This window comes from Nitrosophilus kaiyonis (genome assembly GCF_027943725.1).
GTDB classification, from domain to species: Bacteria; Campylobacterota; Campylobacteria; order Campylobacterales; family Nitratiruptoraceae; genus Nitrosophilus_A; species Nitrosophilus_A kaiyonis.
Genome location: NZ_AP025696.1, coordinates 994,037 through 1,019,566, shown reverse-complemented (window position 1 = coordinate 1,019,566; position 25,530 = coordinate 994,037). Strand labels below are relative to the sequence as shown.

30 protein-coding genes are annotated in these 25,530 nt (G+C 27.0%); 18 read left to right on the top strand and 12 right to left on the bottom strand.

The window, feature by feature from the left end:
• Positions 1 to 187 precede the first annotated feature (187 nt).
• From hisA to QML81_RS05450, 4 genes are all read right to left on the bottom strand, one after another.
• Positions 188 to 898, bottom strand: coding sequence for a 1-(5-phosphoribosyl)-5-[(5-phosphoribosylamino)methylideneamino]imidazole-4-carboxamide isomerase (gene hisA / locus QML81_RS05465; protein WP_281950409.1), 711 nt, complete (start codon positions 896 to 898; stop codon positions 188 to 190).
• Entirely contained in the window at positions 899 to 1,513 is a 615-nt protein-coding gene (gene hisH / locus QML81_RS05460; protein ID WP_281950408.1) for an imidazole glycerol phosphate synthase subunit HisH, read from the bottom strand.
• Between the two features lie 105 nt (positions 1,514 to 1,618).
• Positions 1,619 to 2,524, bottom strand: a complete 906-nt coding sequence (locus QML81_RS05455) for a PDC sensor domain-containing protein (protein ID WP_281950407.1) — start codon at positions 2,522 to 2,524, stop codon at positions 1,619 to 1,621.
• On the bottom strand, positions 2,521 to 3,303 hold the full coding sequence (locus tag QML81_RS05450; RefSeq protein WP_281950406.1) for a 3'-5' exonuclease: 783 nt from the start codon (positions 3,301 to 3,303) through the stop codon (positions 2,521 to 2,523). The genes QML81_RS05455 and QML81_RS05450 overlap by 4 nt, the downstream gene beginning before the upstream one ends.
• Positions 3,304 to 3,453: 150 nt before the next feature.
• Between QML81_RS05450 and waaC the strand changes: the two genes are divergently transcribed.
• From waaC to waaF, 17 genes are all read left to right on the top strand, one after another.
• Entirely contained in the window at positions 3,454 to 4,446 is a 993-nt protein-coding gene (waaC, locus tag QML81_RS05445) for a lipopolysaccharide heptosyltransferase I (RefSeq protein ID WP_281950405.1), read from the top strand.
• Positions 4,439 to 5,341 (top strand): lipid A biosynthesis lauroyl acyltransferase, encoded by a 903-nt coding sequence (locus QML81_RS05440; protein WP_281950404.1) that lies wholly within the window; start codon positions 4,439 to 4,441, stop codon positions 5,339 to 5,341. Before waaC ends, QML81_RS05440 begins: the two co-directional genes overlap by 8 nt.
• Before the next feature lie 144 nt (positions 5,342 to 5,485).
• Positions 5,486 to 6,844, top strand: a complete 1,359-nt coding sequence (locus tag QML81_RS05435) for a UDP-glucose dehydrogenase family protein (protein WP_281950403.1) — start codon at positions 5,486 to 5,488, stop codon at positions 6,842 to 6,844.
• Positions 6,845 to 6,875: 31 nt separating this feature from the next.
• Positions 6,876 to 7,241 carry a four helix bundle protein gene (locus QML81_RS05430; RefSeq protein WP_281950402.1) on the top strand — a complete coding sequence of 122 codons (366 nt, stop codon included), beginning with the start codon at positions 6,876 to 6,878 and terminating at the stop codon, positions 7,239 to 7,241.
• A complete protein-coding gene (locus QML81_RS05425; RefSeq protein ID WP_281950401.1) occupies positions 7,231 to 8,325 on the top strand; it encodes an NAD-dependent epimerase in 1,095 nt (364 codons plus the stop codon). Before QML81_RS05430 ends, QML81_RS05425 begins: the two co-directional genes overlap by 11 nt.
• On the top strand, positions 8,326 to 9,159 hold the full coding sequence (locus QML81_RS05420; protein ID WP_281950400.1) for a hypothetical protein: 834 nt from the start codon (positions 8,326 to 8,328) through the stop codon (positions 9,157 to 9,159).
• A complete protein-coding gene (locus QML81_RS05415) occupies positions 9,152 to 9,859 on the top strand; it encodes a glycosyltransferase family 2 protein (protein WP_281950399.1) in 708 nt (235 codons plus the stop codon). Before QML81_RS05420 ends, QML81_RS05415 begins: the two co-directional genes overlap by 8 nt.
• Positions 9,856 to 10,941: a putative lipopolysaccharide heptosyltransferase III gene (gene rfaQ, locus QML81_RS05410; protein ID WP_281950398.1), complete on the top strand. Its 1,086-nt coding sequence runs from the start codon at positions 9,856 to 9,858 to the stop codon at positions 10,939 to 10,941. Before QML81_RS05415 ends, rfaQ begins: the two co-directional genes overlap by 4 nt.
• Positions 10,938 to 12,029 (top strand): glycosyltransferase family 4 protein, encoded by a 1,092-nt coding sequence (locus tag QML81_RS05405; protein ID WP_281950397.1) that lies wholly within the window; start codon positions 10,938 to 10,940, stop codon positions 12,027 to 12,029. Before rfaQ ends, QML81_RS05405 begins: the two co-directional genes overlap by 4 nt.
• Positions 12,022 to 12,843, top strand: coding sequence for a polysaccharide deacetylase family protein (locus tag QML81_RS05400; protein WP_281950396.1), 822 nt, complete (start codon positions 12,022 to 12,024; stop codon positions 12,841 to 12,843). The genes QML81_RS05405 and QML81_RS05400 overlap by 8 nt, the downstream gene beginning before the upstream one ends.
• Positions 12,828 to 13,910 (top strand): glycosyltransferase, encoded by a 1,083-nt coding sequence (locus tag QML81_RS05395; protein ID WP_281950395.1) that lies wholly within the window; start codon positions 12,828 to 12,830, stop codon positions 13,908 to 13,910. The genes QML81_RS05400 and QML81_RS05395 overlap by 16 nt, the downstream gene beginning before the upstream one ends.
• Positions 13,907 to 14,668: a polysaccharide deacetylase family protein gene (locus QML81_RS05390; RefSeq protein WP_281950394.1), complete on the top strand. Its 762-nt coding sequence runs from the start codon at positions 13,907 to 13,909 to the stop codon at positions 14,666 to 14,668. The genes QML81_RS05395 and QML81_RS05390 overlap by 4 nt, the downstream gene beginning before the upstream one ends.
• The gene (locus QML81_RS05385; RefSeq protein ID WP_281950393.1) at positions 14,646 to 15,155 is read left to right on the top strand and encodes a DEAD/DEAH box helicase family protein; all 510 of its coding nucleotides are present in this window, start codon (positions 14,646 to 14,648) and stop codon (positions 15,153 to 15,155) included. The genes QML81_RS05390 and QML81_RS05385 overlap by 23 nt, the downstream gene beginning before the upstream one ends.
• Positions 15,148 to 16,278: a hypothetical protein gene (locus tag QML81_RS05380; protein WP_281950392.1), complete on the top strand. Its 1,131-nt coding sequence runs from the start codon at positions 15,148 to 15,150 to the stop codon at positions 16,276 to 16,278. Before QML81_RS05385 ends, QML81_RS05380 begins: the two co-directional genes overlap by 8 nt.
• A gap of 8 nt (positions 16,279 to 16,286) precedes the next feature.
• Positions 16,287 to 17,459: an O-antigen ligase family protein gene (locus QML81_RS05375; protein WP_281950391.1), complete on the top strand. Its 1,173-nt coding sequence runs from the start codon at positions 16,287 to 16,289 to the stop codon at positions 17,457 to 17,459.
• Complete coding sequence (locus QML81_RS05370) at positions 17,446 to 18,468, top strand: glycosyltransferase family 4 protein (RefSeq protein WP_281950390.1); 1,023 nt, start codon at positions 17,446 to 17,448, stop codon at positions 18,466 to 18,468. Before QML81_RS05375 ends, QML81_RS05370 begins: the two co-directional genes overlap by 14 nt.
• On the top strand, positions 18,455 to 19,462 hold the full coding sequence (gene waaF, locus QML81_RS05365; protein WP_281950389.1) for a lipopolysaccharide heptosyltransferase II: 1,008 nt from the start codon (positions 18,455 to 18,457) through the stop codon (positions 19,460 to 19,462). Before QML81_RS05370 ends, waaF begins: the two co-directional genes overlap by 14 nt.
• Here waaF and QML81_RS05360 read toward each other — a convergent pair.
• The 7 genes from QML81_RS05360 to gmhB all read right to left on the bottom strand — a co-directional run bounded on the left by QML81_RS05360 (position 19,454) and on the right by gmhB (position 24,395).
• Entirely contained in the window at positions 19,454 to 19,909 is a 456-nt protein-coding gene (locus QML81_RS05360; RefSeq protein WP_281950388.1) for a hypothetical protein, read from the bottom strand. The two genes, waaF and QML81_RS05360, sit on opposite strands and share 9 nt — an antisense overlap.
• Positions 19,897 to 20,196: a nucleotidyltransferase domain-containing protein gene (locus QML81_RS05355; protein ID WP_281950387.1), complete on the bottom strand. Its 300-nt coding sequence runs from the start codon at positions 20,194 to 20,196 to the stop codon at positions 19,897 to 19,899. Before QML81_RS05355 ends, QML81_RS05360 begins: the two co-directional genes overlap by 13 nt.
• Complete coding sequence (gene gmhA / locus QML81_RS05350) at positions 20,196 to 20,759, bottom strand: D-sedoheptulose 7-phosphate isomerase (protein WP_281950386.1); 564 nt, start codon at positions 20,757 to 20,759, stop codon at positions 20,196 to 20,198. The genes QML81_RS05355 and gmhA overlap by 1 nt, the downstream gene beginning before the upstream one ends.
• A gap of 181 nt (positions 20,760 to 20,940) precedes the next feature.
• Positions 20,941 to 22,398 carry a D-glycero-beta-D-manno-heptose-7-phosphate kinase gene (rfaE1, locus tag QML81_RS05345; protein WP_281950385.1) on the bottom strand — a complete coding sequence of 486 codons (1,458 nt, stop codon included), beginning with the start codon at positions 22,396 to 22,398 and terminating at the stop codon, positions 20,941 to 20,943.
• A complete protein-coding gene (locus tag QML81_RS05340) occupies positions 22,388 to 22,747 on the bottom strand; it encodes a four helix bundle protein (protein WP_281950384.1) in 360 nt (119 codons plus the stop codon). Before QML81_RS05340 ends, rfaE1 begins: the two co-directional genes overlap by 11 nt.
• A gap of 62 nt (positions 22,748 to 22,809) precedes the next feature.
• On the bottom strand, positions 22,810 to 23,814 hold the full coding sequence (gene rfaD / locus QML81_RS05335) for an ADP-glyceromanno-heptose 6-epimerase (protein WP_281950383.1): 1,005 nt from the start codon (positions 23,812 to 23,814) through the stop codon (positions 22,810 to 22,812).
• Between the two features lie 32 nt (positions 23,815 to 23,846).
• Complete coding sequence (gene gmhB / locus QML81_RS05330; RefSeq protein ID WP_345741137.1) at positions 23,847 to 24,395, bottom strand: D-glycero-beta-D-manno-heptose 1,7-bisphosphate 7-phosphatase; 549 nt, start codon at positions 24,393 to 24,395, stop codon at positions 23,847 to 23,849.
• A 204-nt stretch (positions 24,396 to 24,599) separates the two neighbouring features.
• Here gmhB and QML81_RS05325 point away from each other — a divergent pair, with 204 nt between their 5' ends.
• Positions 24,600 to 24,902 carry a c-type cytochrome gene (locus QML81_RS05325; RefSeq protein WP_281950381.1) on the top strand — a complete coding sequence of 101 codons (303 nt, stop codon included), beginning with the start codon at positions 24,600 to 24,602 and terminating at the stop codon, positions 24,900 to 24,902.
• Positions 24,903 to 25,068: 166 nt separating this feature from the next.
• Here the strand turns inward: QML81_RS05325 and ccoS are convergent, their stop codons facing one another.
• On the bottom strand, positions 25,069 to 25,302 hold the full coding sequence (gene ccoS, locus QML81_RS05320; RefSeq protein ID WP_281950380.1) for a cbb3-type cytochrome oxidase assembly protein CcoS: 234 nt from the start codon (positions 25,300 to 25,302) through the stop codon (positions 25,069 to 25,071).
• Positions 25,303 to 25,530: the final 228 nt, after the last annotated feature.

The window sequence follows — 25,530 nt, the reverse complement described above, 5'->3', positions numbered from 1 at the left end:
CGCTAGATTTTCTTCAATGTAAACCAGCTGTTCGTATGCTCAGACACGAAATTCCTTGAATTTCGGCTTCGCATATACTCTCAGCTTTCATTTCGGGCACAGACAACAAGCAGTTGTTGTCTTAAAGCTTCGCTTTGCCCTCGCTCACTTACCACCTTACCTCCTATTCCACTATGCCCCTATTCCCCTATTCCACTAATGCAAACGCTTCTTTCAAATCCAATGTTCCTTCATAAAAGGCCTTGCCTACTATCACACCAGCAACAATTTTTGTATCAAGCAAAGCTTTTATATCATTTATATCTCTTACACCACCACTTGCAATTGTATCGATACCACTTGCTTTTGCAATTGATACTGTAAAATCGATATTCACTCCACTTAGTGTTCCATCTCTTGATACATCTGTGCAAATTATAGCTTCTACTCCACTTTTTGCATACTCTTTGGCAAGCTCTGTTGCTTTCATTGTTGAAGTTTTAGCCCAACCTTCCACTGCTACATATCCATCAATAGCATCTATACCTACAACTATTCTATATTTTTTTGCCATATCTTTAACAAATTCGGGGTTTTTAGCTGCAATAGAGCCTAAAATCACTCTATCTATACCTAAATCTAAATATCTTTTTATTGTCTCTTCATCTCTAATGCCGCCCCCAAGCTGCATATGCAATTTAGATTTTTCTCTAATCTTTTTAATTGCTTCTAAATTTTTTGGCTCCCCTGCAAATGCACCATTTAAATCTACAAGATGTAGCCATTTTGCACCAAGACTTTCAAATTTTTTTGCTAATTCCCAAGGCTCATTACTATATATTTTGGCACTATCCATAAGCCCTTTTGTAAGCCTAACTGCTTTTCCATCTTTAATATCTATTGCTGGATATATTATCATTTACAACTCCACAAAATTTTTCAATATTTTAAGTCCATTATTATGTGATTTTTCTGGATGAGGCTGTAATCCAAAAATATTATCTCTTTGCACTGCACTTACAAACTCATATCCATATATTGTAGTTCCAATTACATATTCATCAATTGTTACTGCATGATAGCTATGTACAAAATATAGATAAAAAGCTTTTGGTAAATCTTTAAAAAGTGGAGTCTCTTTTTTTACAAATAATTCATTCCATCCCATATGAGGAACTTTTAGTCTATGGTCAAATTTAGTTTTATCAAAAGGAACAACCTCTCCTGGGATAAGTCCAAGCCCATAATGCTCACCAAATTCATAACTTTTATCAAATAATAGTTGCATACCAAGACATATTCCAAGAATAGGTTTTCCACTCTTAGCAAAATCTAAAATAGCTTCATCTAACCCAAACTCTTTTAGATGTTTTACTGCATCGCCAAAAGCACCTACACCTGGTAAAATTAATTTGTCAAAATTTTTTAATTTATCTGCTTTTTGAATAATTTCTGCTTTAGCCCCAATTTTTATAAGAGCATTTTTAACACTTGCAAGATTGCCCATATTATAATCAACTATCGCTACTTTCATTTTTCCTCTTTAAATTCGTGATTCGTAAATAGTAAACCGTGAATCGTAATTCGTGATAAATAAATCGTAATTGGGAATTGGCTGCTTCACTCCTTTTCCCCTAAATTACTCTTCTTCATATCCCTTCACCGCTTTTAAATAAAAAGATAATCCAAATAGAAGCAGTGTTACCGCTCCAACAAGATATACTGCATATATGATTTTTTCAGGGCCGATTATAGCAAACTTGAAAACTAACATCAATGCTTCGATTGATAATGCAATTACAATAGAACCTAAAAACCTTATCATGGTTTTATGAATATCGCTAGTCTCTCTTCTTTTATGATGACCTAAAACTTCCTCTTCAAACAGAGTTTTAACAAGATCAAAAATTGCCAAAGACAGAGTTATTAAAATTGTTGATTCAAATATCTCTTTTATATCGAGATTTTGGAAATGAAAACCATAAACTAAAACACTCATGACTCCTTTAAAAAAAAGTAACACTGCAACTATAAGAAGTGCAAATGTAAAAAGAAAATATGAAATTTTAGAAAAATTACCAAAAATTGAGTCAATTGAGGTTGGATGAAATATTTTCAAAGCATCACTTAATGATAAATCTACACATATAATATAAATAAGTTGTTTTTTGTCATTATAAATTGGATATGAAGCAGTAACTGTTAATTCATGAGTTAAAAGAGATGGATAAGGATCAGTCAAAATACATCTCTTCTCTTTAACAGCTCTATAATAGTATGCTCTCATACTTCTATTAATACCCTTTCCTCGTCTATATTCTGGATTATTAGAAATTGCATCGATTATCTGCATACCAGATTTATCAAGTATATAAAAAGCTTCAGCATGAGGAATCTCTTTTTTTAATATTTTTAAAGCATTAATTATATTATCAAGAGATGGTTCTGGCATATAATTTGGTATATATCTTTGCAAAAGATAACAAAGATAAGCCCTTGCTTTTGTTCTTATTTCAGAATATTGTTCTATCTCTCTTACAATCATTTTATTTCCTCATGTATATATTTTTTAAATATTTCACTGTAGTTTTTGTTTTGTGGAAGCTTATCAATAACATTTTTTAAAATAGATTTATAATCTTCAATGATTATATTTCCTTTTAAAAGCTCATATTTTAAATATAAAAAATATGTATTTAATACATCGCTTTCACAATACTCTTTTATCTTTTCAATTTCATTTTTATAATATAACTCCATTACCATATCACCACTAACATCAAATTTTCCAGGTATGCCTGCCATTAAACATACAGTATCAAGATTTATATTTCTAACTGCTCCAAAATTGCCTAAAACCTCTAATAGATCTATATGAAACTGTTCACTATATCTTGATCTATAATTTTCCCATTTTGTTTTATTTAACATAGCATTATCCTGTTCAAAATATGCGGGACATGAAAGATTATATTTCAAAGCTCTTAAAAAAAGCATAGGAATATCAAAACCTCTTCCGTTAAAACTTATAAGTTTTGGATTATGTTTATCTATGAATTTTAAAAAAATTTCAATCATCTCTTTTTCATTGTTGCCTTCAATTGAGCTAACTTTTATAAATCTTCCAAAATCATCTGCAATTACTGCTGAAATTGCAACAACTTTATGGTAAGGAATTGGAAGAAAAGTTGTTCCTTTTTCCCTTTCATACTCTTCAATTGCCTTTAAACTAACATTTAAATCATTCAAATCTTCATTAAATTTATATGTTTTTCTTATAAGTTCACTATCTGGTATTGTTTCACAATCAAAAACACAAACCATTATTACCCTTTAAAAATTAGTAATCAGTGATGAGTGATAAGTAAAGAAAATTTTAACCCTATTATTTATCATTCATTACAAAACTATTTACCTAATTATACAAAATTGGATAAAATATTAAATATTTTTTATAAAGGTAACAATATTTAAATGAATATTGCAATAGTTAGACTTAGTGCTTTAGGTGATATAGTTCATTCTATGATTGTTTTACAATTTATTAAGAAACATTTACCAGATGCAAAAATAACATGGATAACACAAAAAAATTTTGAAGATATTTTAAAGAACAATCCAGATGTTGATAAAATCGTATCTGTTGATTTGAAACAAATTAAAAAAAACTTTTCTATAAAAGAAGTAAAAAAACTAATAAACAAATTACAAAATCTAGGCGATTTTGATTATGTTTTAGATATTCAAGGATTAATAAAATCAGCAATAATTTCTAAATTTCTTGGCAAAAATAGATATGGCCTTGAGGTTGGATGTGCAAAAGAGTCTTTAGCAACTATATTCTATAAGAAAAAAATTATAATTCCTTGTGAAAAAAATGTCATTTATAGAAATTTAGATTTTGTATCTAAAGTTTTTAATTTTACATATAATGATGAAGAGATTTTAAATAAGAAAAGTTATCTTTTTTATGATAAAAATAGAGAATATTCAAAAATAGATAATCTTTTAAAAGAAAAAAATATTTTAATTGTGCCAGGTTCTAGCAAAACAAACAAAAACTACCCAGCACAAAATTTTATAGATCTTATAAATAATCTCAAAGAAAATGTATTGCTTTTATGGGGTAATGAAGAGGAAAAAGATAAAGCTATATATATTTCAAAATATACAAAAGCAACTGTTTTGCCAAGACTAACTTTAAATGATTTAAAATATCTCATTTCAAAAATGGATTTAGTTATTGGTGGAGACACAGGGCCAGTGCATATGGCATGGGCAATGAATAAACCATCAATAGTACTTTTTGGATATACACCAGTTAGTTTAATGTATCAAACAAAAATAAATAAAGCTATAAAATCACCCTCTATTGCAAATCTTTGTAGATTTGATAAAAGTGATGATTCTATAAAAGATATTAAAATTGAAAAAATATTAAAAATAAAAAAGGAATTAATTGGATAGACTCTATTTAATTTTATTTAAAATTTTTAGATTTACTGTTTTAAATACTCCAAAACCTATACTTTTTTCTATCTTAAATTTTTTAGCAAAAACTATATATCTTTTTGATATTTCGCATAGAAAAATTGCAAAAATAAATCTTGATTTTGCATTTAATGATGAATTATCTAACGAAGAAAAAGAAAAAATAGTAAAAAAATGTTATAAAAATCTTATATATAATTTAGCAGATTTTGCAAAAAATCAGGGAATTTCAAAAGAGGATTTAAGGAAAAAACTAGAGTTTAAAAATGAAGATATTTTAAAAGATGCAATAAAAAATAGAGAAAAAATTATTCTAATTACAGCCCATTATGGAAACTGGGAATTGATTCCTTTAGCAATCGGAGCTTTTTTTGCACCTATGAGTGTTGTTGGGAGAGCTCTTGAATCAAAATCGATAGATAAAATTGTAAAAAAAAATAGAGAGCAATTTAATATAAAACTTTTAGATAAGAAAGGTGCTGCAAAGGGAATGATTAATGCTTTGAAAAATGGAAGAATTGTTGGACTTTTAGTTGATCAAAACACAAGAACAAAAGAGGGAATTTTAATAGATTTTTTTGGTAAAAAAGCTCGTCATACACCAAGTGCATCTTTGCTTGCAAGAAGATTTAATGCTAAAATTATACCCGTTTTTATTACAACTAATGATTATGAAAAATATACAATAACCTTTTATGAGCCAATAATTTGCCAAAAGAGTCAAAATAGTGATGAAGATATTAAAAATTGCACTCAAGCTCAAGCAGATATTACTGAAAAGGTAATTAGAAAAAAACCTGATGAGTGGTTTTGGTTTCATAAAAGATGGAAAAATCAATATGAATATATTTATAGCGGGATAGTTAAATAGTAGAGTAAGGTGAATATGATGAGTGAGGGGATAAGGTGGGAAGGTGGCAAGCTGTGAAGCAGTGAAGCTGTTAAGAGGCCTATTCCCAATCACGAATCACAATTCACGAATTACGAATTACGAATTACGAAACAAAGGTAAAAAATGAAATTAAGCATAATTGGCACTGGATATGTAGGACTTGTCACAGGAGCATGTTTTGCTCAGATGGGAAATAGCGTAATATGCGTTGATATAGATGAAAAAAAGATTAATAATCTAAAAAAAGGAATTATTCCTATATATGAACCAGGCCTTGAAGAGATAGTAAAAAACAATTTTAAAATAGGAACACTTGAATTTACAACAGATATAAAATATGCTTTAAAAAATAGCGATATTGTATTTATCGCTGTTGGGACACCTCAAGGAGAAGATGGTAGTGCAGATTTACAGTATGTTTTGGCTGTTGCAAAGGATATTGGAAAATATATGACTCATCCATTAATTGTTGTTGATAAATCAACTGTACCTGTAGGAACAGCTGATAAAGTAAGAGAGACTATCAAAAAAGAGCTCGAAATCAGGGTTGAAAATAAAGAGTTAACTGAGGGTGAATTTAAAGAGTTGATGGAATTTGATGTTGTTAGCAATCCTGAATTTTTAAAAGAGGGAGATGCTGTAAATGACTTTTTAAAACCTGATCGTGTTGTTATTGGAGCAGATAATGAAAAATCGATGGAAATTTTAAAAGAGTTATATGCTCCTTTTACAAGAAGTCATGAAAGATTTATAGGTATGGACGTAAGAAGTGCAGAACTTACTAAATATGCGGCAAATGCAATGCTTGCAACAAAAATATCTTTTATGAATGAGATGGCTAAAATTGCTGAAGCAGTTGGTGCTGATATAAATAAGGTAAGAGTTGGTATAGGAAGTGATAGCAGAATTGGATATAGCTTTATATATCCTGGAGTTGGATATGGTGGAAGCTGTTTTCCAAAAGATGTAAAAGCTCTTGAAAAAATTGCTATTGATGCAGGGGTAGAGCCAAAAATAATTAAAGCTGTAGAAGAAGTAAATAAAGAGCAAAGAATTTACTTTTTAAATAAAATCTTAAATCGTTTTAAAGATATAAAAAATAAAACCTTTGCTATTTGGGGGCTTAGTTTTAAACCTGAAACAGATGATATGAGAGAAGCTCCATCAATCACTATAATCAAAGAGCTAATAAAAAGAGGAGCAAAAATAAAAGCATATGATCCAAAAGCAATGAATGAGGCAAAAAATTTCTGGCTAAAAGATGTAAAAAATATTGAGTATTTTGATAACAAATATGATACTTTAAATAATAGCAATGCTATGATTTTGGTAACTGAGTGGAAAGAGTTTAGAAGTCCTGATTTTTTTGAAATGAAAAAAAGACTTAAAAATCCAATAATATTTGATGGAAGAAATCAATATAAAAAAGAAAAACTTAATGAGCTTGGATTTGAATATTATCAGATTGGAGTAAGCTCGTAAAACGTAAAGCGTAATTCGTAAAAGGTTAAGAATGGCAAAAGAACATAAAGATTTAGATGTATGGAATTTATCTATGGAATTAGTGGAAGATATTTATAAAATAACATTAAACTTTCCAAAAGAAGAGCTTTTTGGTTTAACTTCTCAAATAAAAAGATCTGCAATTTCTATACCAAGCAATATTGCAGAAGGAGCAGCAAGACAAAGCAATAAAGAATTTATACAATTTTTATATATTGCTTTAGGTTCTTTATCTGAACTTGAAACTCAATTAATATTAGCTCAAAGGTTAAATTTTTTAGTAAATGAAAACAAAATTCTTAATAAAGCTTTAAGAATTAAAAAAATGATTAATGGTCTGATAAAATATCTTAAGGATAAAAATAATGAAAAATAATCAATCACGAATTATGAATTACGAATCACGGAAAAAAATTCTTGTAACTGGAACAGCTGGATTTATTGGCTTTCATTTGGCAAAAAAATTGCTTGAAAGAGGAGATGAAGTAGTAGGAATAGATAATATCAATGATTATTATGATATTAGAATTAAATATGGAAGATTAAAAGAGCTTGGATTTATTGAAAGTGATTTTGAATTTGGCAAAAAATATGTAAGCAAAAAGTATCCAAATCATGTCTTTTATAGAGTTGATTTAGAAGATAAAAAAGCTATTGATAAAATTTTTAGTGATGAAAAACCAAATAGAGTCTGCCACTTAGCAGCTCAAGCAGGAGTTAGATATTCTCTAACAAATCCTGATGCCTATATTCATAGCAATATTGTTGGATTTTTAAATATACTTGAAGCTTGCAGGCATAATGAAATTGAGCATTTAGCCTATGCAAGTAGTTCAAGTGTATATGGACTTAATGAAACAATGCCATTTAGCGTTCATCATAATGTTGATCATCCAATAAGTCTATATGCAGCAAGTAAAAAATCTAATGAGCTTATGGCTCATACATACTCTCATTTATATAATATTCCAACTACAGGACTTAGATTTTTTACTGTTTATGGACCTTGGGGAAGGCCAGATATGGCTCTATTTTTATTTACAAAAGCGATACTTGAAGATAGAGCTATTGATGTTTTTAATTATGGAAAAATGAAAAGAGATTTTACATATATTGATGATATAATTGAGGGAGTTGTTAGAGTAATAGATAATCCTGCAAAGCCAAATGAAAATTGGAGTGGAAAAAATCCAGATCCTGCAACAAGTAAAGCACCATATAGGGTCTATAATATTGGAAATGGAAGTCCAGTTGAACTTATGGATTTTATTAAAGCCATTGAAAAAGTTATTGGGAAAGAGGCTAAAAAGAACTATCTTCCACTTCAGCCTGGTGATGTTCCTGCCACTTGGGCAGATACAAGCGCACTTGAAAAAGATCTTGGATATAAACCTGGAACCTCAATAGAGTGGGGAGTTGAGCAATTTATCAAATGGTATAGAGATTTTTATAGGGTTTAAATGATAAAAAAAATCTTTTATTCAATCGATGCTTTTAAAACAAAACAGGTATTAGATAACTCTTATAAAAAATATTCTCAATCTTTTCAATACAACACTTGGACAGGAGAATTTAATAAAGAGTTTAATTTAGAAGATATAAAAAAAATAATTTTAAATTTTGAAGAAAAAAAAGATTTTACTCTCGTACACAAAAGCGACTATCGATATACATTCTATAATAAAGAACTAAAAATATATTTAAAACTTTATAAAATCTATGAATCTAAATATAGCAAAACAACAATTTATAAAAGAAATATTTTAAGAAGAACATTAGCAAAAAAAGCTTTTTCACTATACTTTATTTTAAAGGATTTAAATATTCCATCTATTGTACCTATATTTTATGCTTTTAAAAATGATAAATATATTCCATCAAAATCTATTTATATATCACAAGAGGAAAAAGATAGTTTTACTTTAGATTTTATATTTCAAAAATTGTCGCAAAAAGGAGATAAAGGAAGCTATGCAGAAGATTTTTTCAATGATTCTAAAATCTATGATTTAGATATTGATAAATTAATATACAATTATGGTAATATGCTACGAAAAATTTTGGATAATGGAATTCATATATTTTATAAAGAACTTTTTGCAAATACACTATGTAATGATAAAGAAGAACTTAAACTGTGTGATTTAGATATTGTAAATGCAATATCTAAATACAATGATTACGAAAAAATTAAAGAGTTTGAAAAGCATAAAAACTATTTAAAACATATTTCGAATAGTTTAAAACTTCCTATCAATCTTGAAACATTTGAAAATGGGTATTTTAATGAATAAATTATCAATTGCTATTATTACATATAATAGCGAAAAATATTTGAATGAAGTTATAAAAAGTGCCTCTTTTGCAGATGAAATATTAATTCTTGATAGTGGGTCAACTGATAAAACAGTAGAAATTGCAAAAAAGTTGGGAGCAAATGTAGAATTTCAAAAATGGCTTGGCTTTGGTAAACAAAAGCAAAAAGCTATTGATTTAGCAAAAAATCGATGGATATTTGTTTTAGATAGCGATGAAATTATCACTGAAAAACTACAAAACGAAATAAAAGAGGTTTTAAAAAATCCAAAATATGATGCATACGAAGTTCCAAGATTAAACTATTTTTTTGGAAAACCAATCAAATATGGAGGACTTTATCCAGATAAAACAGTAAGGCTTTTTGATAGAAATAAAGCTAGATTTAGTGAAGATGAAGTTCATGAAAAAGTTATAGTTGATGGAAAAATAGGTGAATTAAAAAGCTATATGAAACATTATGCATATGAAAATATTGAAGAGTTTATTAATAAACAAAATAGATATTCATCTTTAGGTGCTAAAAAAAACAGAATTAAAGCAATTTTTAATCCATTTTGGACTTTTTTAAAAATGTATATATTAAATCTTGGTTTTTTAGATGGATGGGAGGGATTTGTTATTGCAAAACTTTATAGCGAATATACCTTTTGGAAATATATAAAAGGAAAAGATTGAAAATTTTAATTATTAAATTTAGAAATATAGGTGATGTATTACTAACCACACCATTATTAAAAAATTTAAAGCTTCATTTTCCAAAAGCATCTATAGATTTTGCTTTAAATGAAGGTACAGAGGATATGATATCTTTAAATCCAAATATCAATATAATCCATATATATAAAAGAGAGAAATTAAAAAATCTAAATTTTTTAAAAAGAGTCTATGAGGAGATAAAATTTGCAAATAATATAAGAAAAGAAAAATATGATATTGTAATAAACACTACAAGAGGCGATAGGGGACTTTTATTAGCAATATTTAGCGGAGCAAAAAAAATCATTGGATATCCATCAAGAAAAAATAAGATATTAAATAGATTTATAAACTATAAACTTCCTAATCTTGGTTTTAGACATATGGTTGAAACTCATTTTGATATATTAAAAGCCTTTGATAAAGAGCCTTTAGAAAAAAGAGTTGAAATTTTTTGGAGTAAAAAAGACGAAGACAAGATAAAACAGATATTAAATGATTTTAATATAAATGAAAAAAAATTTGTACATATTCATCCGGTTTCTCGTTGGCTATTTAAATGTATTGATGATCAAATTATGGCTAAAATTATTGATTATTGTGAAAATGAGTTAGGATACAAAGTTGTATTGACAGCTGCACCAATACAAAAAGAGTTAAAAAAAATTGAAAATATTTTAAACTATTGCAAAAGCAATCCAATCAATTTATCTGGAAAATTATCTTTAAAACAGACTGCAGCTTTAAACAAAAAAGCAAAGATTTTTATAGGTGTTGATACTGCTATAATGCATATAAGTGCAGCTAATGATATTCCTGTTTTATCTTTTTTTGGTCCAAGTGCTGCATTTCATTGGGGCCCATGGGACAATAATCTTATGGAAAGCAAATATATAAAAACAAAAGGTAATCAATCTATGGGAAAACATAGAGTTTTACAAAAAGATTGGGATTGTGTACCATGCGGAAAAGATGGATGTAATGGAAGTAAAATTAGTGATTGTCTAATTCAAATGAATTTAGAAGAGATAAAACAAAATATTAAAGAGATGATAAAGTGAATATTTTACATACTGAAACATTAAAAGGCTGGGGCGGACAGCAAAATAAAACTTTAAAAGAGTTAATTATTTCAAAAAAACTTGGTCATAATGTTTTTTTGATATGTAATCCCAATGCAAAAATTAAAGAAAAAGCTTTTAAATATGGGATAAAAGTCATTGAAATAGAGATGAATAAAAAAAATTTTCATAAAACTATTCCTTTTTTTTTAAAATTTATAAAAGAAAATAGTATTGATGTAATTTTCTCACATGGTTCAACTGATAGCTGGATAGTAGCAATTGCAGGAAATTTAAGTTCCAAAAAACCTTACCTAATAAGAGAAAGGCATAATCTATTCCCAATAAAAGGATTTTTATCAAAAATTTTACATAAATCTCTTTTTAATAAAATCATATATATTAGTCCTAGTGTAAAAAATTATCTTCTACAAATTGGAGTTCATAAAAAAAATCTTTTTTATTTACCTGATGCTGTTGATATAAAGCATTTTAATGAAACTTTACCTATTTTAAAAAAAGAGTTTAATATTCCTTCAAACTCTATAGTTTTAGGAGTTTTCACATCTCTTACAAAACAAAAAGGCGTTTATGATTTTTTTGAAGTTGCAAAAGAGGTTTTAAAAAGATATGATAATCTTTATGTAGTTTTTGGCGGTAACTATTCAAAAGATGCAAAAGATAAAATAGATAGCTTTTTTTATGAAAATGCTTATGAATTGGATAGAATTATTTGGACCGGCTTTAGAGAAGATGGAGCAAAAATAGTAAAAGATTTTGATATTTTTTTATTTCCTTCTCATAGTGAAGGCTTGGGTACAGTTATCCTTGAAGCAATGGCTGCATCTTTACCAATAATTGTTTATGATATAGAACCTATGAATATACTTATTAAAAGTGGATATAATGGTTTTACTGTTCCTTTTTTAGATACTAAAAAACTAACTAATGCAACAATAAAATTAATAGAAAATGAAAATTTAAGAAAAGAAATGAGTGAAAACTCATTTGATTTTGTATCTAAAAATTATAGTGAAGAGGTATTGGAAAATAGATTGAAAAAATTATATGGAGAGATTATTGAGTAACATTGTAAATATTTTAACTTTTCACCATATAAATCCTAATAGAGATATTTTAACAATCCCACCTGAACTTTTAGAAAAATTAATAATAAATTTGAAAAAAAATTACAACTTTATATCATATAAAGATTTTATAGATTTTATTTTTAAAAATAAAAATCTACCTAAAAAATCTATTTTGTTAACTTTTGATGATGGATATTTGGATAATTTTATTTATGCTTATCCAATACTAAAAAAATATAATATTCCGGCAGTTATTTTTATAATAACTGGTTTTATAAAAGATGAGAGGATTAATAGAAATAAACTTCCCTATTTTAAAATCCACAAAGAGTTAGATAGATTACCTGATAAAAATCTTTTTTTAAATATTAATGAGATAGAAACTATGAAAGAGAGTGGCTTAATTGATTTTGATAGTCATACAGTTAATCATTTTGTTTGCAAAAATAAAGAGTATGAAGATATTTATAATGAGATGATTAATTCATATAAATTCATTAAAAATATAGAAACAAAAGAATATTATGGGTTTTGTTGGCCAAGAGGTGCTTTTGATGATATTGCTTTAAAAGCTATTAAAAACTCTCCATACACTTTTGCTTTTTCTACAATAGATGGAGCTTTTCATAAAGGAGATGATCTGTATACAATAAAAAGAATTGATTGCTCTTCTTGGAATGGAAATGAAAAAGATTATATAGATAGAGTAAATAGAAAACTCTCTATCTATTCTAATCCTTTAATATCAAAAATATACTCAAATTTTAGAGAATTTAGGATAAAGATAAAAAGAAAATGGAAAAGAAAATAAAAGTCTTACATACAGAATGGTCCGATGGTTGGGGCGGACAAGAGATCAGAATTATTAATGAGATGGAAATTTTAAGAGAACTTGGAGTTGAGCTTTTTTTGGCTACAAGAGAGCATGCAAAAATAAAAGATGAAGCTATTAAAAGAGGATTTAAAGTATTTACTTTGCCATTTAAAGGAAGTTTTGATTTTAAAACATTTTTTTCACTTTTAAAAATAATAAAAGAGAATAATATCGATATTGTAAATACCCATAGTGGGAAAGATACTTGGGTTGGTGGTCTTGCTGCAAAATTTGCAAAAGCTAAATTTATAAGAACAAGACATTTGTCAAATCCAATAAATCCAAGCAGATTAAATTTTATAAATGAATTAGCAGATTTTATTATAACAACAGGTGAAAAAGTAAAAGAGGATATGATAAAAAATAATAGAATAGACCCAAATAAAATAGAGTCTATTCCAACTGGTGTAGATGAAAATATATTTGCTCCTTCAAAATGTGATAGGAAAAAAGAAAGAGAAAAATTTGGTATTAAAGATAATGAGATAGCAATAGGAGCATTAGGAGTCATAAGAAGTGTAAAAAGGCATGAAGATTTTGTTGAAGCAGCTAAAATATTAAATGAAAAATATAATAATCTGAAATTTTTTATTGCAGGTGATGGACCAGGCAGAAAAAGAATACAAAATCTTATAAATAGTTATCATTTAAAAAATTTCACACTTTTAGGTCATATAAGAAATCCAGAAAAATATCTTTGCGCTATTGATATCTTAGTAAATAGCTCTAAAAGCGAAGGTGTTCCTCAAGCTGTAATTCAAGCTTTAATGATGAATAAAGTAGTAGTTGCAACTGATGTTGGAAGTACAAAAGACCTTTTTTATAAAAATAATTTTTTATTAGCAAAGCCCCTAAATCCAAAAGATTTAGTCCAAAATATTGAGCAATATATATTGAATGAAAAAGAAAGAAATAAAGAAAGAAGAGAGTTTATAATAAATAATTTTTCAAAAAAATCGATGGGTAAAAAAGTTCTAAATATTTATAAAAAGGTTTTATCTTGAGTATTCCAGTTTTAATGTATCATCATATTTTGCCAAAAGAGGGATTTATAGCCAGTTCAATTCAACAGTTTGATAATCAGATGAAATATTTAGCTGAAAATGGATATTATACTTTAAGTAGTGATGAATTTTTCCTATACAAAAAAGATAAATTAAAAGTTCCTAAAAAAAGTGTACTTATAACTTTTGATGATGGATGGAGAGATAATTTTATTTATGCATATCCAATATTGAAAAAATATAATCTAAAAGCTACTTTGTTTATTGTTACAAATTGGATAGAACATGCTAGTAAGAAAAATGAAAAATTTGAACCAATGCAGCATAAAGATTGTAAAAAAATAGCCCCATTACAACCTTCTAAAGTAATTCTAAGTTGGGATGAGATAGAAAAAATGAGTGATGTTTTTGATTTTCATAGTCATACACATACACATCGAGATTTTTATTTTGAAAAATGCTCTTGGGATGAAGAGTTTGAAAAATCAAAAGAAATAATAAAAAAAAGATTAGGATTTGAAAGTACACATCTTTGCTGGCCAAGAGGAAAATATGATAAAAATTTGATACAATTAGGGAAAAAATTTGGATATGAAATATTTTATACTACAAAAAGAGGTATAAACATAAACGATAACAGTCTAGATGAAATCAAAAGAATTGCAATAAAAAAAGATGAAAAATGGTTAAAAAAACAACTAACAATTTTTTCTAACAATTTTTTAGGTTCTTTGTATGCCAAAATTAAACCTGAATAAAGGAAAATATAATTTTTTGAAAGAGTTAGAAACAGCTGTACAAAAATTATTGCAAAACAAGCAAAGAGTTCTTATAGCAATATCTGGTAAAAGCGGAGTAGGAAAATCTACATTGGGAAAATTCATTAGAAAGAATGGTTTTGGAAAATATAAACCTAAAGAGATAGCAGTTATTGATGATTCTGTAATGACAAAAGAGTATTTTGGTGGATTAATAAAAAGAAAAATAAAAATAAAATACACAAATAAAGACAATCTTTATCCTTTTATAAAATTAATACCAAGAAAAAAAATTATATTCTACATTAGTGCTAATCCTTTTTTTAGAATTGAAAAATGTGATATCTTAATCAAATTAACTTTAAATGAAAAAGAAAGAATAAAAAGATTAAAACTTAGAAATGGTATTATAAAAAATAAAAATTTAGAATTTTTAAATACAGAAAACTATAAGTTTGATTATTATATAGAGGCTTCAGTTGATTAATATAGGCTTATTTTATGAGGATATACCTAATAGAAATCCTAGTGAAAAAATTTTTACAGATATTTTTTTTGAAAATTTTAATACTAAAATTTTTAATGCTTCCAAAATTAAAAATAAAAAATATTTAGAAAATTACTTGCAATTAAATGATATATATATTTTACATTTTTACTCTTTTCTTTATCATGATAAATTTGCTCCTAAAAAAATAGATATAAAATATTTTCCTGAAAATTTCAAAAAAATAATTTTAGCTCATAAAAAAATTTTACCATTGTTATTAGAAACAAAAAAACCAATTATTATAATGTTTGTAAGATCCGATTGGTATAGTCATGGTCAAAATTTTTGGGAAAATATTCCAGAAAATGCATATCTTTTTGGAGGATTTAAAAAAGGATATTTAAATACCAATGCATCAGATGAATTTATTTTTAAAAAATTTGGTTCTAATATTGAACTTGGAAACGAATTTATTGAAGATTATAAAATTTTACCTTTTCACCATGTTGTAGATAAAAATGAACTAAAATTTTGTAATAAGTTTAATCAAAAAAAATATGATATTGCAATTTTAGGAGTTTTATATAAAAGAAGAAAATATTTATATGAAATATTAAAAAACAAAAAAAATATTAAATTATATGACCAATGGCTATTATTAAAACTTAGAAAAATATTCAATAGTTTTGACAAAAAAAAATATAAATTTAATCATAAAATTCTTTCTTATTTATTCAAAAAGGCAATTTGTAATTCTAAAATAAGCTATACTGATGGTAGTGAACTTGATATGTTTGTAAGAAAATTTATAGAAATTCCAGCTTTAAAATCACTTCTTTATTGTGACCCTTTTAAAAATATGAAAGATTATGGATTTATTGAAAATATTCATTATATAAAAGTAGACCAAAAAAATATTGAAGAACAAATTTATTACCTTTTAAAAGATAGTGATAAAATACAAAAAATTACTTATAATGGATATAATCTTATATTAAAAAATTTTTCAAAAAATGCTTATAAAAAAAATATTGAAAAAGTTTTTGGACTTATTAGTCAAGATAAATTTAAAGAAGCTTTTTGGAATAACGGGAAATTACACATTTTAGAAAAAAAATAAGGTTTTATATGAAAAAAAATTTAGAAAATATTTTTCTTATTATTTTATTTTTAATGACTCTTTCTTTACCACTGTCAGAAGCAATTAAACAAATAACATTTTACCTGTTAATATTTATAGGAATTTTTATATTTTATCAAAATAAATTAACCATTATAAAAGATAAAATCTTTTGGTCAATAATAATATTTTTACTTTTTTCTATTTTAAGCTCTATTTTTAGTGAATATGAAACAGAAATAAAATCAATAATAAAAAGTAATTTAGATTTAATAAGGATTTTTATTTTATTTCTAATTATAAGAACACTGCCTTTTTTTACATATAATAGTATAAAAAAATATTTTATTTTTCCCCTATATATTTCATTTATAATTGCTTTTATTTGGGGGTTTTACGAAAAATATTTTAATAATTATAAAGTTTTTAAATTACACTCAATTGGTCATGTAAATCACTCAGCAATTTATTTAGTATTAATATTTACAATATCATTATCATTATTTTTCTACGAAAAAGAAAAATTTACTAAATATTTTTCTTTAATTATTTCAATATTATCTGTAATTGGAATTTTATCTACAGGAAGTAGAGCAGCAATTTTTTCTTTGCCTATAATTTATTTTTTGGTTTTAATTTTAGAAAATAAAATAAATCTTTATACAATATTATTACCATCTTTTTTAGTTTTAATTATAGGACTAGTATTTTATTTTATATTACATGATATATGGTTCTTAAAAAAAATTAGTTACGGCTTTTATCCAAGTGGTAGAGAGATAATTGATAAAATTGCAATAAAAAAATGGCTTGAAGGACCGTATTTTTTAGGAATAGGCCCTGGAAATTTTAAATTTATTGATGGTAATATTTACTTTCCGGATTTAAATTCTAAACATTTGCATCATTCACACGCACATAATACTTACTTAAATTTTTTAGTTGAAAGAGGTATTGTTTCATTATTTGCATATCTATTTTTTCTGCTATCTCTTATTTATAAATTTATAAAAAATAATAAATTAATTTTTTCTAAAATTGGAATCATTTTTATCATTATTAACCTTATTATTTCATTTGTAAATACTACATTCCATCATGAAAATGCATTATTAATGTGTCTTATTTGGTCTTTTGCATTAAATCAAGTTGATAATAAATCCAAATATGAAAAAAATTAGTTTTATCCGTCAAAAATATACTCCCTTTGGAGGAGCTGAAAGATATCTTGAGAGATTGATAAATTATTTAAAAGATAAAAATATTGAGTGTGAAATAGTTCATGCAAATCTTCCAAAATGGCTTCCATCTTGGATTAAGGCAATTTTGTTTAATTATAAAGTATGCAAAAATAAAAAAAATAGATTTTATTTTTCACTTGATAGGATAAGCTGCCCTGATATTTATAGAGCTGGAGATGGGGTTCATAAAGCATTCTTAAAAACAAAAGGATTTAGTTTAAATCCTTTGCATTTAACATATCTTTATCTTGAAAAAAAGACTTTTAATAATGCAAAAAAGATAATAGCAAATTCAATTTTAATTAAAGAAGAGATTATTAAATATTATAAAATTGATCCAAAAAAGATTGAAGTTATTTATAATGGAATAGAAATAAAAGATTTTGATAAAGAAAAGGCAAAAAAAGAGCTTCAAAAAGAGTTTAAAATAGATGATGAAAAAATCATTCTTTTTATTGGAAGTGGATTTAAAAGAAAAGGTGCAAAAGAGTTTTTAGAAATTATCTCACAAATTGATATAGATTTTAAAGCATTTATTGTTGGAAAAGAAAAAAATATATCTTTTTATAAAAATTATGCAAAAGAGCTTAAAATTGATAAAAATGTTTTTTTTACAGGCCCAAGAAAAGATGTAGATATATTTTATGCTGCAAGTGATATCTTTATTTTTCCAACACATTATGAGCCATTTTCAAATGTTGTATTAGAAGCTATGAGTTTTGAAAATATAGTTTTTACAACAAAACAAAATGGAGCAAGCGAAATTTTAAAAAAAGAGTATATTATGCAAAATCCAAAAGATTTTAGTATAGTTTCAAAAATAAAAACTCTACTTAATGATGAAGAAAATTTAAATAAGATACAAAAAGAGATGAAAAATATTGCTAAAAATTATACAATTGAAAAAAACGCCCAAAAAACATTAGAGGTTATAAATGAATTTATCTAACCCTTCAACCTTCAACCTTCAACCTTCAACCCTGCTTATCGAGCTTCCAACTTGGCTTGGTGATACAATTATGGCAACTCCTGCAATAGAAAATATCATAAAAACAGTAAATCCAAAAAAGATAACAATTGTTGGAAGTTATGTTTCAACTAATGCTTTAAAAAATCATCCAAAAATAGATAAAATTTTTATAGATAATACAAAAAAGAGTAAAAATCGCCTTTTTGCAACATATAAACTCGCTAAAAAAATAGGAAAACACGATATTGCTATAAGTTTTAGAAGCCATTTTTTTTCAAAACTTTTACTTTTCTTTACAGGCTCAAAAAAGCGTTATATCTTCACTCCTTCACTCCTTCACTCCTTTACTGCTAATTTACATCAAGTAGAAAAATATAACTATTTTATAAACTCAATTTTTAAAACAAATTTACCACCAAGCGATTTAAAACTCTATTTACCATCTATAAAAAATAGTCTTTTGCCTTCTGCCTTAAACCTTCAACCTTTACTTGGAATCAATCCAGGAGCAACTTATGGAAGCGCTAAAAGATGGTATAGCAAATACTTTGCGCAAGTTGCAAAACATTTTAGTAATAATTTTAAAATTGTTATCTTTGGCGGACCAAATGAAGTTAGCATTGCAAAAGAGATTGAAAATTTTCTCCTTCAAGAAGGAGTTGAGCCTATCAATTTAGCCGGTAAAACTTCCATAGAAGAGTTAATTTTTTATATATCAAAACTCTCTTTATTCATAACAAATGATTCTGGACCAATGCATATAGCAGCAGCTTTTAAAATACCAACAGTTGCTATTTTTGGACCAACTGATTATTCATCAACAAGCCAATGGAAAAATCCAAAAGGAAAAGTTGTATCTTTAAATTTAGAGTGCGCTCCCTGCATGAAAAGAGTATGCCCTTTAAAACATCATAAATGTATGAAAGATTTAACTCCAAATATGGTCATAAAAACTGCAAAAGAGTTAATATAAGTTTTCCTTTTTTAAATAATCTTTTATATCATTAAATATCTCTTTTAATTTTTCATATCCCCACATAGCCTTTTTTAAATTTTCTAATCTCTCTTCATAATCCAAAGGATATTCATGAGATATATCATTTCTAATCTCTCTTAATTTATCCCAAATTGAAGCATCTTTTATTATATGTAATTTTTCCATTTTATTTAAAACATCTTTCATTGCAATAGCATAATTATCAATCTCTTTTAGAGCAAATAATATTTCTCTAAATAGTTTTGCTCCCATACTATCTTGAATTTTTGCATATCTAAATAAAAAACTATTAATGAGTCTCTCTTTTTTAATATCATCATAAATTTTTTCATTTAGATTTAAATTTTTTATATCTTGATAATCAATATCACATTTTTTAAAAAGTTCATCTAACATATCTATTTTTTCTTTTAACTGCTCCAAATTAAAATCCCTTCTTTTTTTGCTATTTTATCAATTAGCTTTTTTTCTTTTTTAGGATAATATAAAACTATATCAATCTTTTGTTCACCAATTTTATTTTTTAAACAAACTAAAAAATCTATTTTCATTAAAAAGTCTGGCTTTTTTGGAAGTTCTATGTAAAGATCTATATCTCCACCTTTTTTATTATCATCCACTCTACTTCCAAATAGATAAATTTTTCCCTCTTTAATAATCTCTTTTGCACACTCTTTAATTGAATCAATTTCAAATTTTGAAAGCCTCATCAAAAATTCTCATCTATAACATTGCATAAAATATGTCCTATCATAATATGCATCTCTTGGATTCTAGCAGTTGTAGCTGAAGGAACAATAATATTTGCATCACAAAGATTTGCCATCTTTCCGCCATCTTTGCCAGATAATCCTATCGTTTTACAACCTCTGTTTTTAGCTACTTCTAAACCTCTTAAAACATTTTCACTATTTCCGCTTGTACTTATCCCTATAGCAACATCTCCTTCATTTGCCAATGCTTCAACCTGCCTTGCGAACACTTGTTCATACCCATAATCATTTCCTATCGCAGTTAAAGCTGAAGTGTCAGTTGTTAGAGCAATTGCTGGCAAAGCTCTTCTTTCTTTTTGAAACCTTCCAACTAACTCAGCTGCTATATGTTGAGCATCTGCTGCACTTCCACCATTTCCAAAAAGTAAAATTTTTTTTTGATTTTTCAAAGCTTCCACACAAATAATTGAAGCAGTATATATATGAAACTTTAACTCTTCTACAACTTTCTCAAATGTTTTTAAATGCTCTTGTAAATCTTTTTCAATAACTTCTAACATTTTTATCCTTTTTATTGGTTAATTTGACATTTGACATTGGACATTGGAATTAGTGTTAGTGTTGAGTTCATTACTTATACTATCACTATCCACTATCACTAAATCCTTCTCCACTATTCCGCTATGCCCCTATTCAACTCTCTAATTTTCTAACTCACCTCACTTACCTTACTTAACTCACTCACCTGTTCCTAACTTTCTCTATAATCTTACTCGTACTTTTTCCCTCAACAAACTCTATCAATCTAACCTCTTTTGCTATATCGCTACCAACTACCTCTTTTCCTTCATAATCTGTACCTTTTACCAAAACATCTGGCTCAATTATCTTTATAAGCTCATATGGAGTATCTTCATTGAAAATAACTACATAATCAACAGGCTCTAAAGCTGCTAAAAGATATGCTCTGTCATACTCTGGATTAACTGGTCTATCTTTTCCTTTTAATCTTCTAACACTCTCATCTGAATTTAATCCAACTATTAAAACATCTCCAAGCTGCTTTGCTTTTTGAAGATATTTTACATGACCAATATGCAAAATATCAAAACATCCATTTGTAAAAACAATTTTTTTATTTTTATTTTTTAGATACTCTACAACTCTTTTTATCTCTTCAAAGCTTTTAATATGTTCATCGGAACTACTTTTATGCAAAGAGCTCTCATACTCTTCAATTTCCTCTATTGTTGCAGTAGCAGCTCCAACTTTTCCAACAACAACTCCAGCAGCCAAATTTGCAAAATAGGCAGCTTCTTTTAAATTTTTACCACAAGCTTTAGCAAATCCTAAAGCTGCAAGAACAGTATCTCCAGCTCCTGTAACATCATAAACCTCTCTTGCTGCTGTTGGGATTTTTTCCATTTTATCTTCAAAAATTGCCATTCCCTCTTCAGAAAGAGTTATTATCACATTTTTTAAATTAAATCTGTTTTTTAGATAAAAACCGGCCTCTTTTAAACTTTTATCATCGATAATATCTATACCTGAAGCTAAAGATGCCTCTTTTTTATTTGGAGTTATAAGATCAGCTCCAGTGTATTTTGAGTAATCTCTTCCTTTTGGATCTACAAAAACAGGGATTTTTTCTTTTGCAAGATTAATAATCTCTTGAGTTAAATCGTACGTTAATACACCTTTTGCATAATCAGATAACAAAATTAGATCAAAATCATCTATCTTTTTTCTTAAAATCTCTAAAATCTTTTTTTCACTCGATTTTGAAATATCATTTTTTGACTCTTTATCAACTCTAACTATTTGCTGATGTGAAGCTATGATTCTACTTTTTTTACTTGTAACTCTTCCTTTTTCTTTTATGAGAGCAATCTTTTTTATACCTCTTTCTTGCAATCTTTTTTCTAACCATTCTCCATTTTTATCATCACCAACAACACTTATAACTCCAACTTCAGCCTCAAATGCTTTTAAATTATTCAAAACATTTCCAGCCCCTCCAAGTAATGACTCTTCCTTTTTTATATCTACAACCTGAACAGGAGCTTCAGGTGAAATTCTCTCACACTCTCCCCATAGGTAATGGTCTATCATCAAATCACCTACTACCAGTATTTTAGGGGCATAGCGGGATAGTGGAATAGTTGAATAAGAGAGTTGAAAAGAATTTTTATTTATCATTAAAATCCTTTTTTGTTTTTATCATAGCTACAATCATTTTTTCTAATTCATCAATTTTATTATTTGCAAATTTTATAGAATCTATAAAATTAAGTTCTTTTGCAATAAATAACTGAGTTTTAACTTCATATAAAGAACCTAGTGCTATATGTAAAAAATTTATAAACTCTTTTTTTGATATTCTTCCAGTCCCTTCAGCAATATTGCTAGGAATAGAAATTGCTGCTCTTCTTATTTGAGATGTTAAACCAAATAATTCATTTTTTGGAAAACTTTCAGTTATTTTGTAAATATATTTAACTAATTCTACAGCCTTTTGCCAAATAATCAATTTTTCATATCTTGCCAATTTTTAACCTTTTACTAAATATCTCTAAATATCTATTCCACTATGCCCCTATCCAGCTATTTTTACAAAATTTCTTCCTCAAAAATCTTCCTAATATAAGGAATATCTGCCTTTATCCCCTCTTCCAAAGTAAATCTTGGCTCATATCCTAAAAACTCTTTTGTAGGTTCAATATCAGCCTCTGTAAAAAATTGATACTGCTTTACATAAGGATTAGGGATATATTCATATTTTGGATGAATATCTAGCTTGTCACATAAAATATCAACTATATCTTTAAAACTTCTTGCATTTCCAGTTGCAGCATTATACACACCGCTTTTTTTTGGATTGCAAGCTTTGATGTTTGCTTGAATAATATCTTCTACAAATACAAAATCTCTTTTTATTTTATCACTTCCTTCAAAAAGCCTTGGATTTTCTCCTTTTAATATTTGTAGTCCAAACTGAAGCACCATTGAAGCAGTTTTTTCTTTAAAATATTCTCTTGGCCCATATACATTAAAATATCTAAGTCCAACTATAGGAATATCAACTTTTTTCATATAATCATATGCAAGATTATCCATCATAAGTTTGCTAAATCCATAAATATTTGCCGGAGCCTCTTTACCAACTGTATGGGGTGCTGGCAGCTTTCCATATACTGCACCACTACTTGCATATATCATACCAGCTTTCATTGCAACGGCAATATCTAATAGATCTTTAAATGCATTTAAATTTGTATCAATCATAATTTTTTGATCTTGCACTGTTGTATCACTAATAGCTGCTTGATGAAAAATATAATCAAATCTAAAATCTTCTAATCTTCTTAAATCATCTTTATTATTAATATCTCCACTTATAACTTCACCCTTAAATCCTATTAGATTTTTAAAATGACCAAAGCTTTTTAGATTTCCATTAGAAAATCTCTCTTCAGTTCTAAACTTATCAAATATAACAACTTTACAATTAGGATAATTTTCTTGAAAATAAAAAGCAAGATTGCTTCCAATAAAACCAGCTCCACCTGTTATTAAAACAGTTTTATTATTAAAATCAATATCGCTATATTTCATCTCTTTTTCCTTTACTTAACACTGATTACTAATCACTCTTTTATTATTGAAATTGTATCAAACAAACTCTTTGCTATATATTTAGCCTTACCTTCTTTTCTTACCACCTTACCACCTTCTCCTCTTTTCTTATTCTCTTCTTCTATAAAAATAGTATTTTCAATTCCAGCCCTTTTAGCTGCTTTTATATCACTTATCTTATCACCTATCATCCAAGATTTTTTCAAATCGATATCAAAATCTTTTGCAGCTTTTAAAATCATTCCAGGCTCAGGTTTTCTACACTTACAATTCTCTTCTGGTGAGTGCGGACAAAAATATACCTCTTTTATCTCAATTCCATCTGCTTTTAATCTATTTTTCATCCAAGATGTAAGTTTATAAAAATCTTTTTTTGTATAATATCCTCTACCAATACCAGATTGATTTGTTACAATAATTAGCAAATATCCTAAACTTTGAAAATATTTCAAAGCTTTTATTGTCCCAGTAGTAAATTCAAAATCTTCTATTTTATGAACATATCCTTTATCAACATTTATTACACCATCTCTATCTAAAAAAATAGCCCTATTCACCATCTACCTTTATTTTATAATAAGTGAGCGATTAAAAGTTATTAGTAACCAGAAAATAATAAGTAAATATATCACCGATAACTCATCACTAATTACTGATTACTATTAATATTATACTTTTTTTATCTTTATTAAAGATTTTATAACTTATAATATGTGCGAATTTTATTTTTGTACAATCTGTACAAACTACAAAAAGGAGTAAGTATGAAAAAATTAGCAATTCTTAGTATAATCGCAGCTGGAGCAATCAGCCTTATGGCAGCAGACGGAGCAGCATTATATAAAAAATGTGCTGGATGTCATGGTGCTAAAGGTGAGAAAAAAGCTCTTGGAAAATCTCAGCCAATAGGTGGATGGGATGCAGCAAAAGTTGAAGAAGCTCTAAAAGGTTATAAAGCAGGTTCAAGAAACGTTTATGGAATGGGTGGCCTTATGAAAGGTCAAGTTGCTTCTTATAGCGATGATGATATTAAAGCAGTAGCTGAATATATTTCTACATTAAAATAATTTTTCGGGCTTTATGCCCGAAAATAGTTGAAAGTTAAAAGTTTTAAGTTTAAAAAGATAAATGCAAGATATTCTAAAAAATCCCGCACTTCCTCAAATAGCAGTTTGGTTTATTCTACCTATACTTTTAGCTCTTCTTTGGTATCTTTTGGATAGACAAAAATAGTTAATTCGGCATTACTCTTTTATCTTTTCTTCTCTTTTCAAGCGCTTTTTTCTTTTTTTCTTCCATCATAACTGCATCTTTAAGCTCTTCTTCACCATCAAATCTTGCACCATCTAAAAATTTTGAAGTATCATCAAATTGACCGCTTTTAAGCCCCCATAAAAGAGCAATCAATCCTAAAGCCCCAAGTAAAGTAGAAACACCTAGCATCATCGCTACTATTCCAGCACTCATAAAACTCCTTTTGATATTAGACATTAGTCATTAGTTATTGGTCATTAGATATTTGGACATTGGACATTAGCGGCTTCATTCCTTTATTCCCCTCTCCTTTACCACCTTACCACTCAAATCTAACCGCAAACTTGTTTCGCTTTGCTCAACTACGTTTGCTTCAAGGTAAACCAGCCTTTCGTATGTTCGTCACGAAAAACCTTGTTTTTCGGACTCACATATACTCAA